The sequence below is a fragment of the Ruegeria sp. AL1 genome (assembly GCF_056540905.1).
Genome location: NZ_JBQFXP010000005.1, coordinates 262,735 through 276,181 on the forward strand (window position 1 = coordinate 262,735; position 13,447 = coordinate 276,181).

Genomic DNA, 13,447 nt, shown 5'->3' on the forward strand with positions numbered 1-13,447 from the left:
TTGTCCTTTACAACCGCCCCAACAACTCCGCCGTCGGCCACGCATCCGCAGGCAGCCCCAGCCGCACCTGTTCGGCCTGAACCGCAGCCCGCGTACCTGCGCCCAGAATGCCGTCGATCTTGCCGACATCATGCCCGCGCGCCTGCAGCTTGCTCTGCAGTTGCTTCATCTGCGCTCCCGAAAGCCCCGGTGCCGGGTTGCCTGCGTCATAGATCTGACCACCCTCCAGCCGCGTCCCGAAATAGGCGGCGGTCAGGACATAGACAAAGCTCTGGTTCCATTCGAAATAGACGTCGAAATTGGGATAGGCCAGAAAGGCGGGCCCTTTGTGCCCCTGCGGCAGGATCAGCGAGGCGGGCAGGTTCGCCAGCGATCCGCTGCGCGCCTTGACGCCCATCGCCTGCCAGTCAGACACGGCGCGCGGCTTGCCCGGACCGGACAGGGACCAGTCCATATCTGCAGGCACCGTCACCTCTTGCAGCCATGGCTGGCCCGGTTGCCAACCCAGATGCGACAGCATCTTGCCCCCCGACATCAGCGCATCCGGGGCCGAAGTTTTCAGCGAGACCTTGCCGTCCCCATCCCCGTCCACGCCATTGTCCAGAATGTCCTGCGGCAGCATCTGCACCATGCCGATCTCACCCGCCCAAGCGCCGGTGGTGCGGGCGGGGTCGAAATCGCCCTGATCGTACAGCTCGATGGCGGCGAAGATCTGCGGCCGGAACAGTTCGGGGCGGCGGCAGTCATGGGCCAGCGTCACCAGCGCGTTGCGGGTGTTGAAGTCACCCTGCACCGCGCCGTAATCGGTCTCGAACGCCCAGAAGGCCAGCAGCACGCCGCGCGAGACGCCGTATTCCGCCTCGATCCGGTCAAACACCGCGTCGTATTTCTGCGACATCGCCTTGCCCCGGTCGATCCGGTTTTGCGAGATCAGGCGGCGCGAAAACTCAATGAATGGTTTCTGAAACACCCCCTGCGCCCGGTCGGCTTTCAGCACCGCATTGTCCTGCTGGACGCCTTGGAAGAAGGCGTTGACGGTTGCGGCGTCATAACCACGATCAGCCGCCTCGGATTTCAGGCCCTTCACGAAGGCATTGAACCCGCCGCCGCATTGGGCGAAGGCGGGCGAGGCGAACAGGGCGGTGGCCACGAGGGCAGAGAGAAAGCGCATCCGGCGTCCTTCAAAAGATCAGGCTGACCCCAACCCACACCGAGATCAACCCAAGCGCAAGCCCCCAGACGCGCCACAGCATGTCACATGCGCGGAAAATCCCCGCCGCGCCGATGTCACGCGGGGCATCGCCGTTGACCCAGGCCAGCTCACGCATCTGCCCGTCATAGCTGCGCGGCCCGGCCAGCGCGACGTTGAGCGCCCGCGCCATGGCGGCCTCGGGCCAGCCTGCGTTTGGTGAGACGTGACGACGGGCATCCGCCACCATCTCGGCCCAGCGAGACCATTGGCCGGACAGCGCCACGATCAGCAGGAATGTCAGCCGCGCCGGGATCAGGTTCAGCAGATCGTCCAACCGTGCGGCGGCCCAGCCGAAGGCCGCGTATTTGTCATTGCGATAGCCGATCATGCTGTCTGCGGTGTTGACGGCCTTGTAGATCAGCAGCCCCGGCAGCCCCCCGATCAGAAACCAGAACGCCGGAGCAATCACCCCGTCACTGAGGTTTTCTGCTGCGCTTTCGATGGCGGATCGCGCGACCTGCGCCTCGCTCATGTCGCGCGTGTCGCGTGAGACGATCATTGCGACCTGCGCCCGCCCCTCGGCCAGCGTGCTGCGCAGGCCGTCGCCTACAGCGCGCACATGCTCGACAAGTGATTTCTGCGCCAGCAGGACTGCACAAATCACGATCTCGGCCACCGGTCCCAGCAGCGCAAGAACCCGACCCAGAGCAAACGCGCACAGCACCAGCAGCAAAACCACTGTGAACCCCTTCAGCCGCCGCTGCGTGCCTTGGTTCATGCGCTTATCCAACCAGCCAATAGTGTTTCCGATCATCACCGCCGGATGGCGAAGGCGCGACCACAGCCAGTCGGGTTCGCCCAAGGCGGCGTCCAGACACAGTGCGCAGATCAGGACGAAGGCGGTGCTCACAGCGCGGCCTCCAGCCGTGCCCAGCCATCGGCGGGCGGCAGGCCGAGGCGCAGATACGTTGTGGAATAGGGGAAGATGCGGCTCCAGATATGCGCGTGGGCAAGGCGATCCTGCCACGCGGCGGCGTCATCCACCTCATAGAGTCGGAACAGGCTGGTGCCGCCGACCAGATGCGCGCCCTTGGCCAGCACAAGCTGGTCCAATCGCGTCGCCTCATTCTCCAAATGCACCCGTGTGTCCTCGGCCCAGTGCACATCGCGCAACGCCTGCGCGCCGATCCGCAGGGCGGGGCCGGAGACCGCCCACGGCCCGGTCAGATCGTTCAACCGCGCGATCAGGTCGGGATGGCCAATGGCAAAGCCCAGCCGCAGACCTGCCAGCCCCCAGAATTTGCCAAAGCTTTTCAGCACGATCACGCCGGGCCGTTCGGCCAGCCGCACCAATGACGCCTCGGGCGCGACATCGCAGAAGCTTTCATCGATAACAGTGAGTGCGGCATTGGCATCTGCCTGTTGCCAGAGGCGGCCATCGGGATTGTTAGGATGCACGATCACGCGCGCCTCGGCCGGGCCGGTCTCCTGCACCTGCCAGCCCTGCGCCGCAAAGGCTGCCGCGTGTTCGTTATAGGTGGGCGGAGTGATCTGGACCCGGCCCGCCGCCGCCAGTGCCGGGATACGCGCAATCACTGCCGAAGCCCCAGGCACCGGCAGAATGGCCGCCCCGTCCGGCACGCCCCAGAAACTGCGCGCGGCATCCGACAGCCGTTCAAACGCGCCATGATCAGGCAGTTCCATCCAATCCGCAGGCTGCAGCCCCGCGACCGGGTAAGCGTGCGGGTTGATCCCGGTCGACAGGTCGATCCAGTCGCCCCGCGCGCCGCCAAAGCGCGCCATGGCTCCGTCCAACCCGCCGCCATGATCGCGTGCGCCCCGGGGATTCAATCTGTCTACCGTTTCCACCATCTGCCCCTGCCGGAATCGCCAAGTCTTGCTGCTTCAAGCGGATTTTTGCCGTTCGCACAAGCGAATCCGCCGGATCACCGTTCTGTGCGGCTGTCGTTAACACTTTGTTAAGGAAATCGCGTGATCACGGATCACAAGGGTCGGCACCTACTCACCCATATCACGTGCCGAGGTTGTTGCAAATGAAAGTACTGATTGTTGAGAGTAACCCCGATCTTGGTCGGGTCTGGCAGCGGCATCTGCAAAGGCAGGGCGCCGAGGTGACCTTGGTCGGAACGCAAGAGGCGGCGATCCTCGCGTTGTACGGCACTGATTTTGAGATCATCGTGCTGGATCTGGTTCTGGAAACCGGCAGCGCGCTGGCGGTGGCGGATTTCGCCAGCTACCGCCGGCCTGACGCGCGGGTGATCTTTGTCACCAACACCACCTTCTTCTCGGACGGGTCCATCTTTGCCCACAGCGCCAATGCCTGCGCTTATGTGCAAAGCTCGACCCCGCCCGAGGATCTGGCGGCCATGGTGGAACATTACGCCGCCGGACGCTGATCCCGCCCATGCGGTTCCGCGTAATCCAGCACCGGGTTCACCGGGATGATCCGGTGCGGATTGATGCTTTCGTGACTATAGTGGTAGTGGCGCACGATGTGGTTCATGTTGACTGTCTCGGCCACGCCCGGCCACTGGTACAGCTCTCGCGTATAGGCCCATAGGTTCGGATAATCGATCAACCGCCGCCGGTTGCATTTGAAATGCAGGTGATAAACCGGATCGAACCGGATCAGCGTGGTGAACAGCCGCCAGTCGGCCTCGGTCACGCGATCGCCCATCAGATAGCGGTTGCGGGCCAGACGATCCTCAAGCCAATCCAGCGTGTCGAACAGCGGGCCAATGGCGGCGTCATAAGCCTGTTGCGAGGTGGCGAAACCGCATTTGTAGACCCCGTTATTGACGTCTGAATAGATGCGCGCGTTCACCTCTTCGATCGCGTCCCGCATTGCCTCGGGCCAGTAATCGTCTGAGTTGCCGGTGATCCCGTTGAAGGCCGAGTTGAACATGCGGATGATCTCGGAGCTTTCGTTCGAGACGATGGTCTTTTCCACCTTGTCCCACAGGATCGGCACCGTGACCCGACCCGAATAGTTGGGATCGGCGCGGGTATAGATCTGGTGGGCAAAATCATGTCCGAACAGCTTGTCGCCTGTGGCGCCATGAGTGTCCGTTTCAAACGTCCAGCCCTTGTCCAGCATGTCAGGATGCACGACCGAGACCGAGATGTGATTGCTCAGCCCCTTCAGCGCTCGGAAAATCAGGGTGCGATGTGCCCAGGGGCACGCGTGAGAGACATAGAGGTGATAGCGCCCCGATTCAGCCTCGAACCCGCCACGTCCCGAGGGGCCGGGCGCGCCATCGGCGGTGATCCAGTTGCGAAATTGCGCCGCCGAGCGTTTGAACGCCCCGCCGCTGGATTTGGTGTCATACCAGGTGTCATGCCAGACACCGTCAACAAGCAGGCCCATTGTTTGTCCTTTCGCTTTGCGATTGGGGCAAAGATAGGACGTCGCAACGGATGTTCCTATTTCATCGCGCGCGCATGTGGCCTGCACCCACGCACAATCCGGGATTGTTGCGCAACAGATCGCGCCTTGTCTGGATCACGTGACGCAGTTCACTGGATTTTTACAAATTCTGGGCCACAATAGAGAGTGTTAAGGGGGGGAACCTTATTATGAGTACCTATGTTTCAAAGGAAATTCGCGCTGAATTGGATGCAGCCCGAATCGCGACCCTGAAGAAATCCAGCCGTTTGCGGGTGGAAATGGGCGACAATACCTTCAAAATTTTAACATTGTGGAAGGATGGATTCACCGTCGAGGCTGAAACCACACCTCGACTGCGCGGGTTGGTCGATATCTACGACGGCGCCAATCACATGTACCAATGTCTGATCATCGCGGATGAGGAAGCCGCCGGGGAGATGCGCTATGAATTCAAGCGCAACACCGTGGCCGCCGACAAAGCTCCGCTGGATTTCTATCGCGCGCCGGATGCGCCGATCGCTTTGTTGGGGGTTGACGAGTAGGGCGCTGCCCGACCGTCAGGCCGCCGGACCAGTATTACTGCAAATCGCTGAACGCAGCCTTTAGTCGCCTGCAGGCCTCTTCCACGCGCGCGCGCTGCGTGGCCAGATTGAATCGTTCGAACGTTTCGCCCCCTGTGCCGAAGCCGGGTCCAGATGAGGTGGCGATGCGGGCGTCTTCGCGCAGGCGACGCACAAACTCGGCGTGATCCATCCCGGTGCCCGAGAAATCGACCCAAGCCAGAAAGGTCGCCTGCAGCGGCATCGACCACAAGCCCGGAATTTCGGCGATTGCGGCGTCGAACACCCTGCAGTTCTCGGCCAGATGCGCGACCTGCGCGTCGACCCATTCCGCACCTTCGGGGCTATAAGCGGCGGTAATCATCGCCACCCCCAGCGCGCTGGGATCATAATCCAGCGTCTGCAACCGGTGCCGCATCTCAGCCCGCAGCTTGGCGTCGGGGATGATCAAGTTGCCGGTGCGCTGGCCTGCGATGTTGAATGTCTTCGATGCCGCCGTCAGCGTCACGGTCCATGGGCGCGCATCCGGTACGGCCACATCCATCGGCACGAAGCTATGGCCGGGATAGACCAGATCGTGGTGAACCTCGTCGGACACAAGGATCAACCCGTTGCGTTCGGCAAACGCCGCCACCGCGCGCAACTCCTCGGGCGTCCAGATCCGGCCCGAAGGGTTCTGCGGCGAGCACCACAGCAGCAGTTTCTCGGACCCGTCCAGCCGCGACTGCGCATCGTCCAGATCCAGCGCATAGGTCTCGCCGTCCCGCATCAGCGGGCATTCAACAACGCGGCGGCCCGCCTTGTTCACCTTATGGGCAAACTCGTGGTAAACGGGCGAGAAGATGACGATCCCATCCCCGGGCTCGCTCCAGACATCCAGACACAGCGCAATCGCATTGCCCAGACCCTGCGAAGTCAGAATCCAATCGGTGTCGATCGCCCAGTTGTGACGGGTCTTCATCCACCATTGGATCGCATTCAGATAGTCGGGGTGCGCCCACGAATAACCAAACGCCCCATGATCCGCCGCCTTGCGCACCGCTTCGATCACGCAAGGGGCGGTGGCATAGTCGGAATCGGCTGTCCACATCGCCAGCCCATCCTCGGGCGAGACGCCGTAAAGACGCTCCATCTTGTCCCATTTCGAGCTGTTGGTGCCCCGGCGGTCGATCAGGTCGTTGAAAGTCATGTCATCTCCATCTGTCGAGGCGAAAGCTAACCGCAATTCCGCCATGTGCAAGGGGGCCGTTGCGGTGGCGGGCGCGATGGCCTAAATCAGCCCCATGAAACGCAATATCCTGATCCATCCCGACCCCCGCCTGAAAAAGGTCTGCGCGCCGGTGGCCGATATCACCGACGACCTGCGCAAACTGGCCGACGACATGCTGGAGACGATGTATGACGCGCCCGGCATCGGTCTGGCCGCGCCCCAGATCGGCGTGCTGGATCGGCTGATCGTGGTGGATTGCGTCAAGGAAGAAGGCGAGGCCCCGCGACCGCTGGTGATGTTCAACCCCGAGGTCATTGCCGCCTCGGACGAGACCAATGTCTACGAGGAAGGCTGCCTGTCGATCCCCGAGCAATATGCCGAGGTCACCCGCCCCAAAACGGTGGACGTCACATGGCTGGACCGTGACGGCAATTTGCAACAGGAAACGTTCGACGATCTCTGGGCCACCTGCGTGCAGCATGAGATCGACCATCTGAACGGCAAGCTGTTCATCGATTATCTCAAGCCGCTTAAACGCCAAATGATCACGCGAAAAATGCAGAAGCTCAAGCGCGAAAAGGCCCGCACATGACCGTGCGGACCTGCCTGCCATGGCCCGACAAGCGCCTGCGCACCAAGGCTGAGGACGTCCCCGAGATCACCGATGAGATCCGCGCCATCTGGAACGACATGATCGACACGATGGAGGCGATGCCCGGCGTCGGCCTCGCCGCGACGCAGATCGGCGTCATGCTGCGGCTGGCCGTCGTTGATGGTTCGACCCAGCGGGGTCGGGCGGTGCGTCTGGCCAACCCCGAAATCCTGCACAGCTCGGTCGAGCTGCGCGAACATGATGAGGCCAGCCCGAACCTGCCCGGCGTCTCGGCCAAGGTGAAACGCCCGCGCGCGGTGACGGTGAAATTCCTCAACGAACAGGGCCAGATCGATCGCCGCGATTTCGTCGGGATCGAGGCCACCAGCGTGCAGCACCAGATCGACCACCTGAACGGGCGGATGTATTTCGACCGCCTCAGCAAGGTCAAACGCGACATGCTGCTGCGCAAGGCCAAGAAGATGGGGTGAAACCCCATCCTACGGAGGAACGGATGCGTATAATTTTTATGGGTACCCCCGATTTTTCGGTCCCTATTCTGGACGCTCTGGTTGATGCGGGCCACGAGATCGTCGCCGTCTATTGCCAGCCCCCGCGCCCTGCTGGGCGTGGCAAGAAAGACCGTCCGACCCCGGTTCATGCGCGGGCCGAGGCGCTCGGCCTTGATGTGCGCCATCCGACCTCGCTGAAATCACCCGAAGCCCAGGCCGAATTTGCAGCGCTGAATGCCGATGTGGCTGTGGTCGTGGCCTATGGCCTGATCCTGCCGCAACCCATTCTGGATGCGCCCGCCCAAGGCTGCCTGAACATCCACGCCAGCCTGTTGCCGCGCTGGCGCGGGGCGGCGCCGATCCACCGCGCGATCATGGCGGGCGACGCCGAAACTGGCATCTGCATCATGCAGATGGAGGCAGGGTTGGACACAGGCCCCGTTTTGCTGCGCGAGGCTACCGATATCGGGGCTGAGGAGACCACCGCTCAGCTCCATGACCGCCTGTCGGGAATGGGCGCGCGCCTGATCGTCGAGGCACTCACCAAACTCCCCGACCTGACCCCGGACCCCCAGCCCGATCAAGGCGTCACCTACGCCGCCAAGATTGACAAATCCGAGGCGCGGGTCGACTGGTCGGCTCCCGCAACAGAGGTTGACCGGCACATCCGTGGCCTCTCTCCGTTCCCCGGCGCATGGACCGAAATCGGAGGCGACCGGATCAAACTTCTCGCCTCACGTCTGGCCGGCGGGCAGGGCGCACCGGGCGAGGTTCTGGACAGCTACCTGACCGTGGCCTGCGGCACAGGCGCGGTCGAACTGCTGCGCTTGCAAAGGGCGGGCAAAGGCGCGCAGGATAGGGAAACTTTCTTGCGGGGCTGGCCTATTCCGGTCGGAACCCGCCTGACGTCGGAGTAAAGCCAGATGTTCATGATCCTGATGGGCACCGTCGTGATCGCCGGAATCGTCGGCTATCTGTCCGAGAAAACGGGCTTTACCCATAACGGCTACCTGCCGTCGATCATCATCTGCGTCGGTGGGGCCTTCCTGTTCTATTTCGTCCGCATCATGTTCGGCATCAGCTTTGGCCTGCCGGGTCTGGACGCGGTTTTGTCTTCGATCGGTGCGCTGATCATCGTGCCGACGCATTGGAGGAAATGACATGCCCATCGTCGCCCTGATCGTCATCGGAGCCGCGGCAGGTTTCCTCGCCACCCGCCTGATGCGGATCGAGGCCGACATCCCCACCACCATGCTGATCGGCATCGTAGGGGCGCTGGTGGGTGGGCTGATCCTGCGCACCTTGCTGGCTGTGATGGGCTGGCTCTCGGGTTTTGTCGGGGCCGTGCTGGGGGCACTGCTGGTGATCTGGGTGTGGCAAACTTATGTGCGGCGCTGACGGCGGCCCAAAATGAAAGGTGATCAATGATCCGCGATTTGAATCCCGGTGATGTTGCGCTGATGGGTGTGCCGCTGGACCTGCATTCCTCATTCCTGCAGGGGCCAGCCTTTGCTCCGGGCCGTATCCGCGAGGCGTTGCACTCTGGGGCCGCCAACCTGACCGCCGAAGATGGCACCGATCTGGGCGCGACTGATCGTTTCAGGGACACTGGCGATCTGGATGTGTTCGAGATGATAGGGCAGGAACCCATCGACCGGATCGAGACCGGCGCTGCCGCCCGGATCGAATCCGGTGCGCGGGTGCTGTCGCTGGGGGGCGATCATTCGGTGGCCTATCCGCTGATCAAGGCCCATGCCGACAGGTATGAAGGGCTGAATGTCCTGCATATCGACAGCCATCCCGACCTCTATGACAGTCAGCAGATCGGCCCGCTGGGCCATGGTTGCCCGTTTGCGCGCGTCATGGAGCTTGGCAAGGTCAAGCGTCTGGTGCAGGTCGGTATCCGCACCATGAACGCCCATCAACAGGAACAGGCCGACAGGTTCGGGGTCGAGGTGATCGACATGCGCAACTGGCGTCCCGATCTTGAGATCAGCTTTGACGGCCCGGTTTACCTGTCGCTGGACCTGGATGCTCTGGACCCGGCTTTTGCGCCGGGTGTGTCGCATCACGAGCCCGGCGGGCTGAGCACGCGTGAGGTGATCGACCTGATCCACCGCATCCAGGGTCAGCTCATCGGCGCGGATATTGTCGAGCTGAACCCACACCGCGATCCCTATGGCATGACGGCCATGGTGGCGGCGAAATTCGTCAAGGAAATCGGCGCGCGGTTGCTGAACGACTAGCGGATTTCGCAATTGGCCGCGCTGCCCAGTTGCGGAGTGCTGCGCGTGGTCATGTCGAACCGGTTCGCCTCGGCTGCGGTCATCCAGTGCATCTCGTTTTCCGAGGCCGCGTCCAATGTGAACCAATAAAAGGCGGGATCAACGCCGATATCTGTGAAATAGTCCAGATACCGATCATGTTCCGGGTGATCCTCGGGCAGCTCTGCGGCCACAAACCCGCCGCCGCCCCAGCTGTGGACGCCGACGCAAGCGCCCGGCTCAAGCACCCGCCGGTTGCCCGCAAGAAACAGGTCTGTCCCGCCCGAGGCGACCAGCCCGTCCGAAGGCACGACCGTGTCGAACCCTTCCTGCCGCACCACGCGGCTGAAGACCACATTGGCATCATCATCGACCGAGCCTTCGATATTCTGCAGCACCAGCGTTTTGATGTCGGGATGGTCTTCGATGATTTCCTCAAACGCGCCCAGCGTTGTGTGGTCGATCGTGCCGCTGGCCACGATCTGATCCCCCTCAGCGACGAAGCTGACCGGCGAGTAGGGAGAGGCGCATCCCGCCAGCAGCAGCGCCGAAGCCAGATATGAACATCGGAGGGTCACTGGTGATTCCTAAACCTTATTGCCTCGGCGGCCGGGCTTTGTAGACCGGCAATTGCCATCCGAAAAACAGCGACCCGGCCCGCAATGCCCAGCAAACAAGGGCGCATAGCGCAAGCGCGGGCAGGCCTTCAAGTCCCGCCCGAGTTGCCACAACCGCGGTCAAAGCCCCCGCAAAGGCGCAAGAGACATAGAGTTCACCCTGTTTCAGCACCAGCGGCACCTCGTTGCAGACCACATCGCGCATCAACCCGCCCAGACAGCCGGTGGTGACGCCCATCAGCACCACAATGGTGCCGGATTGGCCAAGCGATAGCGCGGCGCCCGTTCCGGCAGCCACGGCGATGGACAAGGCAAAGCTGTCCAGCCAGATCAGCCAATTGTACCGGCTTTCCACCAGATGGGCGGTGAAGAACACCAGCACCGCCGCGCCGCAGGCGATCAGAATGTAATCTGGCTGGCCCACCCAGAACACCGGGTGCCGGTCCAGCAGCAAATCCCGAACCGTGCCCCCGCCCACGGCCGTCAGGCAGGCGATGAAGGCAAAGCCCACCAGATCCAACTGTGCCCGACTGGCCACCAGGGCTCCGGTCAGCGCAAAGACCAGAACCGAGGCGTAGTCCAGCAGGGCGAGCCCGCTCACGCCTGCTCTTTCTTGGGTTTGAACGGGGCCATGCCTGCGCGCGCCAGCTCGTCGGCGCGTTCGTTTTCGGGGTGGCCTGCATGGCCCTTGACCCATTCCCACGTCACTTCGTGCCGCTGCGCGGCCTCATCCAACCGCTGCCACAGATCGACATTCTTGACCGACTTTTTGTTCGAGGTTTTCCAGCCGTTTCGCTTCCACCCGAAAATCCACCCCGTCACGCCGTTCTTCACATAGGCACTGTCGGTGACGATGGTCAGTGTCGAGGGCCGCTCCAGCGTTTCCAGCGCGCTGATGGCCGCCAGCAGTTCCATCCGGTTGTTGGTGGTTTCCGCCTCGCCGCCGCTCAGCTCTCGCTCTTTCAGGACAGTCTCGCCATCCATCGCGCGCAGCAGCACGCCCCAGCCTCCGGGACCGGGATTGCCGGAACAGGCTCCATCGGTATAGGCAAAAAGATCAGGCATGGGCAAACACCAGAATGAACCCGTCATATGACCCGGCCAGACCTTTGCCCACCCCTTTGACAGCGCGGTCGATGGTGAACCCGGCTTCGGTCAGAGCGGCCTCAATCTCGGCCTCCGAGTAATAGGTATAGTATCGATCAATGCCGTCGCGATGCTCGCCCGTGCCCAGTTTCATACCAAGAAACAGTTGACCACCGGGTTTCAGCGCCGTGTGGATTGCACCCAGATGGCGGGAAAAATCGGCGCGCGGCGCGTGCAGCAGAGAAAAGCTGGCATAGACACCGTCATATTCCGCCACTTCCGAGACATCATCGAACGTGCCCAGATGCGCGTCCACGCCGTTTTCGCGCGCATGATCGACAAAGGCAGGTGTGGCATCCAGCGCACGTACCTTCAGCCCTTGCCGCATCAGAAACGCGCTGTCCGATCCCGGCCCCGAGCCCAGATCCAGCACAGTGCCACCTGCACCGACGGCTTCGGCAAAGGCCTGCCGCGCCTCAAGCTGTTCAGGGGGCAGGGGAATTTTCAGATAGTCAGCCACACGCGCCGTATAGGCGTCGATCGTTCGTTCGTCGGTCACAGGTAAACTCCTACCGCAAGACAGGCCAAGACCACGCAGGTCAGCAAGATGCGCAGGCGCATCCACCAGACCGGGGTCAGCCGCCAGTACGAGAACAGCGCATCCAGCACGAGTAACCCGGCGAACCCGTACATCAGGTTCGTCCCGGCACCGACTGGCCCGCCGCCGGTCATGAAAAACGCCCAAAGCGCGGGCAGAACGGACAGTGCGTAACAGGTCGCCGCCTTGCTGCCCGAGGTTTTGGTGGCAAAGCCCCACAACACGCCGGACATGAAGCTGAGGATCACAGAGCCATAGAAAAGCTGGATATAAGGCCCAACGAAACGCGACCCCAGCGCCTGACGGCCCCAATCGTTCAGATCGCCACTCAGATAGGTCAGAGCGCCCCAGAGAAAGGGGAGCAGCCCGGCCAGCCCAAGGAACAGCGGCGCGCGGGGGATGCCGCTCATGCCGGTTGCCTCAGGACGCGGGGCACTTTGAATTCCACGTTTTCCACCGCGGTCTCGACCAGCTCGACGGTGACATCATAGTGGTCGCTGAAGGCGTCGATCACCTCATTCACCAGCACTTCGGGCGCGGAAGCCCCGGCAGTCACGGCGACGCTTGAGATGCCTTCCAACGCGCGCCAGTCGATCTCGGTCGCGCGCTGAACCAGTTGCGCGTAGGTGCATCCCGCGCGCGAGGCGACCTCGACCAGACGGCGGGAATTCGAGGAATTGGGAGCACCGACGACAAGTAGTGCGTCGGATTTGGGCGCGACCGCCTTTACTGCCTCCTGCCGGTTGGTGGTGGCGTAGCAGATGTCTTCCTTGTGCGGCCCGACAATGGCGGGAAAGCGCGCCTCAAGCGCGGCAATGATATCCTTGGTATCGTCCACCGACAGGGTGGTCTGAGTTACAAAGGCCAGTTTTTCGGCGTTGCGTACGGAAACCTGCGCCACATCCTCAACCGTTTCGACCAACAGCACCTCGCCGTCCGGCAGTTGCCCCATGGTTCCGACCGTCTCGGGGTGGCCTTTGTGGCCGATCATGATCATCTGAAGGCCTGCATCCGCATGGCGCTGCGCCTCGACATGCACTTTCGACACCAGAGGGCAGGTGGCATCGACATAGATCATCTCTCGCTGGGCGGCGGTGGCGGGAACTGATTTTGGCACGCCGTGGGCGGAAAAGATAACCGGGCGATCATCGGGGCATTCATCCAGCTCCTCGACAAACACTGCCCCCTTGGCGCGCAGACCGTCGACGACGAATTTGTTATGCACGATCTCGTGGCGCACATAGACCGGCGCGCCCCATTTCTGCAGTGCCATTTCCACGATCTTGATGGCCCGGTCCACGCCGGCGCAAAACCCGCGCGGGGCGGCAAGATAAAGGGTCAGGGGCGGCTTGGTCATGTCACTGTCTCCTTGTCTGAGACAGGTAAGTCTTTTCATTGCCATGGTCC

Annotated in this window: 19 protein-coding genes; 8 read left to right on the forward strand and 11 right to left on the reverse strand. The window is 62.4% G+C overall.

Annotation, left to right across the window (positions count from 1 at the left end; translation table 11 throughout):
- Nucleotides 1–7: 7 nt before the first annotated feature.
- From ACRZ9X_RS10485 to cobD, 3 genes are read right to left on the reverse strand one after another with little or no spacing between them, the layout of a single operon-like run.
- Entirely contained in the window at nucleotides 8–1,171 is a 1,164-nt protein-coding gene (locus ACRZ9X_RS10485; RefSeq protein ID WP_480518510.1) for a lytic murein transglycosylase, read from the reverse strand.
- Nucleotides 1,172–1,181: 10 nt separating this feature from the next.
- Nucleotides 1,182–2,102, reverse strand: a complete 921-nt coding sequence (cbiB, locus tag ACRZ9X_RS10490) for an adenosylcobinamide-phosphate synthase CbiB (RefSeq protein WP_480518512.1) — start codon at nucleotides 2,100–2,102, stop codon at nucleotides 1,182–1,184.
- Nucleotides 2,099–3,064 (reverse strand): threonine-phosphate decarboxylase CobD, encoded by a 966-nt coding sequence (gene cobD, locus ACRZ9X_RS10495; RefSeq protein ID WP_480518514.1) that lies wholly within the window; start codon nucleotides 3,062–3,064, stop codon nucleotides 2,099–2,101. The genes cbiB and cobD overlap by 4 nt, the downstream gene beginning before the upstream one ends.
- A gap of 182 nt (nucleotides 3,065–3,246) precedes the next feature.
- Between cobD and ACRZ9X_RS10500 the strand changes: the two genes are divergently transcribed.
- A complete protein-coding gene (locus tag ACRZ9X_RS10500; protein WP_480518516.1) occupies nucleotides 3,247–3,609 on the forward strand; it encodes a response regulator transcription factor in 363 nt (120 codons plus the stop codon).
- Here ACRZ9X_RS10500 and ACRZ9X_RS10505 read toward each other — a convergent pair.
- Nucleotides 3,591–4,580: a glutathione S-transferase family protein gene (locus tag ACRZ9X_RS10505; protein WP_480518518.1), complete on the reverse strand. Its 990-nt coding sequence runs from the start codon at nucleotides 4,578–4,580 to the stop codon at nucleotides 3,591–3,593. The genes ACRZ9X_RS10500 and ACRZ9X_RS10505 overlap by 19 nt on opposite strands.
- Nucleotides 4,581–4,789: 209 nt before the next feature.
- On the opposite strand from ACRZ9X_RS10505, the gene ACRZ9X_RS10510 reads away from it, so the two are divergent.
- The gene (locus tag ACRZ9X_RS10510) at nucleotides 4,790–5,143 is read left to right on the forward strand and encodes a hypothetical protein (RefSeq protein ID WP_480518520.1); all 354 of its coding nucleotides are present in this window, start codon (nucleotides 4,790–4,792) and stop codon (nucleotides 5,141–5,143) included.
- Between the two features lie 34 nt (nucleotides 5,144–5,177).
- On the opposite strand, the gene ACRZ9X_RS10515 is transcribed toward ACRZ9X_RS10510, so the two are convergent.
- Nucleotides 5,178–6,350, reverse strand: coding sequence for a MalY/PatB family protein (locus ACRZ9X_RS10515; protein WP_480518522.1), 1,173 nt, complete (start codon nucleotides 6,348–6,350; stop codon nucleotides 5,178–5,180).
- 94 nt (nucleotides 6,351–6,444) lie between these two features.
- On the opposite strand from ACRZ9X_RS10515, the gene def (ACRZ9X_RS10520) reads away from it, so the two are divergent.
- Genes def (ACRZ9X_RS10520) through speB form a run of 6 tightly spaced genes read left to right on the forward strand, consistent with a single transcriptional unit; the run spans nucleotide 6,445 to nucleotide 9,721 of the window.
- Nucleotides 6,445–6,963: a peptide deformylase gene (def, locus tag ACRZ9X_RS10520; protein ID WP_480518524.1), complete on the forward strand. Its 519-nt coding sequence runs from the start codon at nucleotides 6,445–6,447 to the stop codon at nucleotides 6,961–6,963.
- Entirely contained in the window at nucleotides 6,960–7,454 is a 495-nt protein-coding gene (gene def / locus ACRZ9X_RS10525; RefSeq protein WP_480518526.1) for a peptide deformylase, read from the forward strand. The genes def (ACRZ9X_RS10520) and def (ACRZ9X_RS10525) overlap by 4 nt, the downstream gene beginning before the upstream one ends.
- Before the next feature lie 23 nt (nucleotides 7,455–7,477).
- A complete protein-coding gene (fmt, locus tag ACRZ9X_RS10530) occupies nucleotides 7,478–8,392 on the forward strand; it encodes a methionyl-tRNA formyltransferase (RefSeq protein WP_480518528.1) in 915 nt (304 codons plus the stop codon).
- A gap of 6 nt (nucleotides 8,393–8,398) precedes the next feature.
- Entirely contained in the window at nucleotides 8,399–8,635 is a 237-nt protein-coding gene (locus ACRZ9X_RS10535) for a hypothetical protein (protein ID WP_480518530.1), read from the forward strand.
- A 1-nt stretch (nucleotide 8,636) separates the two neighbouring features.
- Complete coding sequence (locus ACRZ9X_RS10540; RefSeq protein WP_480518532.1) at nucleotides 8,637–8,873, forward strand: GlsB/YeaQ/YmgE family stress response membrane protein; 237 nt, start codon at nucleotides 8,637–8,639, stop codon at nucleotides 8,871–8,873.
- 26 nt (nucleotides 8,874–8,899) lie between these two features.
- The gene (gene speB, locus ACRZ9X_RS10545) at nucleotides 8,900–9,721 is read left to right on the forward strand and encodes an agmatinase (RefSeq protein WP_480518534.1); all 822 of its coding nucleotides are present in this window, start codon (nucleotides 8,900–8,902) and stop codon (nucleotides 9,719–9,721) included.
- Here speB and ACRZ9X_RS10550 read toward each other — a convergent pair.
- From ACRZ9X_RS10550 to ispH, 6 genes are read right to left on the reverse strand one after another with little or no spacing between them, the layout of a single operon-like run.
- Nucleotides 9,718–10,317 carry a COG3904 family protein gene (locus ACRZ9X_RS10550; protein ID WP_480518536.1) on the reverse strand — a complete coding sequence of 200 codons (600 nt, stop codon included), beginning with the start codon at nucleotides 10,315–10,317 and terminating at the stop codon, nucleotides 9,718–9,720. The genes speB and ACRZ9X_RS10550 overlap by 4 nt on opposite strands.
- 16 nt (nucleotides 10,318–10,333) lie before the next feature.
- Nucleotides 10,334–10,957: a trimeric intracellular cation channel family protein gene (locus ACRZ9X_RS10555; protein WP_480518538.1), complete on the reverse strand. Its 624-nt coding sequence runs from the start codon at nucleotides 10,955–10,957 to the stop codon at nucleotides 10,334–10,336.
- A complete protein-coding gene (gene rnhA / locus ACRZ9X_RS10560; protein ID WP_480518540.1) occupies nucleotides 10,954–11,421 on the reverse strand; it encodes a ribonuclease HI in 468 nt (155 codons plus the stop codon). The genes ACRZ9X_RS10555 and rnhA overlap by 4 nt, the downstream gene beginning before the upstream one ends.
- Nucleotides 11,414–12,001 carry a class I SAM-dependent methyltransferase gene (locus ACRZ9X_RS10565; protein ID WP_480518542.1) on the reverse strand — a complete coding sequence of 196 codons (588 nt, stop codon included), beginning with the start codon at nucleotides 11,999–12,001 and terminating at the stop codon, nucleotides 11,414–11,416. Before ACRZ9X_RS10565 ends, rnhA begins: the two co-directional genes overlap by 8 nt.
- Nucleotides 11,998–12,450, reverse strand: a complete 453-nt coding sequence (locus tag ACRZ9X_RS10570; RefSeq protein ID WP_480518544.1) for a DUF3429 domain-containing protein — start codon at nucleotides 12,448–12,450, stop codon at nucleotides 11,998–12,000. Before ACRZ9X_RS10570 ends, ACRZ9X_RS10565 begins: the two co-directional genes overlap by 4 nt.
- Complete coding sequence (gene ispH / locus ACRZ9X_RS10575; protein ID WP_480518546.1) at nucleotides 12,447–13,397, reverse strand: 4-hydroxy-3-methylbut-2-enyl diphosphate reductase; 951 nt, start codon at nucleotides 13,395–13,397, stop codon at nucleotides 12,447–12,449. Before ispH ends, ACRZ9X_RS10570 begins: the two co-directional genes overlap by 4 nt.
- Nucleotides 13,398–13,447 lie beyond the last annotated feature (50 nt).

Coding starts and splice junctions, on each gene's coding strand:
- cobD (WP_480518514.1), bottom strand. CDS start 3,064: ATGGTGGAAACGGTAGACAGATTGAATCCCCGGGGCGCACGCGATCAT.
- ACRZ9X_RS10570 (WP_480518544.1), bottom strand. CDS start 12,450: ATGAGCGGCATCCCCCGCGCGCCGCTGTTCCTTGGGCTGGCCGGGCTG.
- ACRZ9X_RS10510 (WP_480518520.1), top strand. CDS start 4,790: ATGAGTACCTATGTTTCAAAGGAAATTCGCGCTGAATTGGATGCAGCC.
- fmt (WP_480518528.1), top strand. CDS start 7,478: ATGCGTATAATTTTTATGGGTACCCCCGATTTTTCGGTCCCTATTCTG.
- speB (WP_480518534.1), top strand. CDS start 8,900: ATGATCCGCGATTTGAATCCCGGTGATGTTGCGCTGATGGGTGTGCCG.
- ispH (WP_480518546.1), bottom strand. CDS start 13,397: ATGACCAAGCCGCCCCTGACCCTTTATCTTGCCGCCCCGCGCGGGTTT.
- ACRZ9X_RS10535 (WP_480518530.1), top strand. CDS start 8,399: ATGTTCATGATCCTGATGGGCACCGTCGTGATCGCCGGAATCGTCGGC.
- rnhA (WP_480518540.1), bottom strand. CDS start 11,421: ATGCCTGATCTTTTTGCCTATACCGATGGAGCCTGTTCCGGCAATCCC.
- def (WP_480518524.1), top strand. CDS start 6,445: ATGAAACGCAATATCCTGATCCATCCCGACCCCCGCCTGAAAAAGGTC.
- ACRZ9X_RS10485 (WP_480518510.1), bottom strand. CDS start 1,171: ATGCGCTTTCTCTCTGCCCTCGTGGCCACCGCCCTGTTCGCCTCGCCC.
- def (WP_480518526.1), top strand. CDS start 6,960: ATGACCGTGCGGACCTGCCTGCCATGGCCCGACAAGCGCCTGCGCACC.
- ACRZ9X_RS10515 (WP_480518522.1), bottom strand. CDS start 6,350: ATGACTTTCAACGACCTGATCGACCGCCGGGGCACCAACAGCTCGAAA.
- ACRZ9X_RS10505 (WP_480518518.1), bottom strand. CDS start 4,580: ATGGGCCTGCTTGTTGACGGTGTCTGGCATGACACCTGGTATGACACC.
- ACRZ9X_RS10540 (WP_480518532.1), top strand. CDS start 8,637: ATGCCCATCGTCGCCCTGATCGTCATCGGAGCCGCGGCAGGTTTCCTC.
- ACRZ9X_RS10500 (WP_480518516.1), top strand. CDS start 3,247: ATGAAAGTACTGATTGTTGAGAGTAACCCCGATCTTGGTCGGGTCTGG.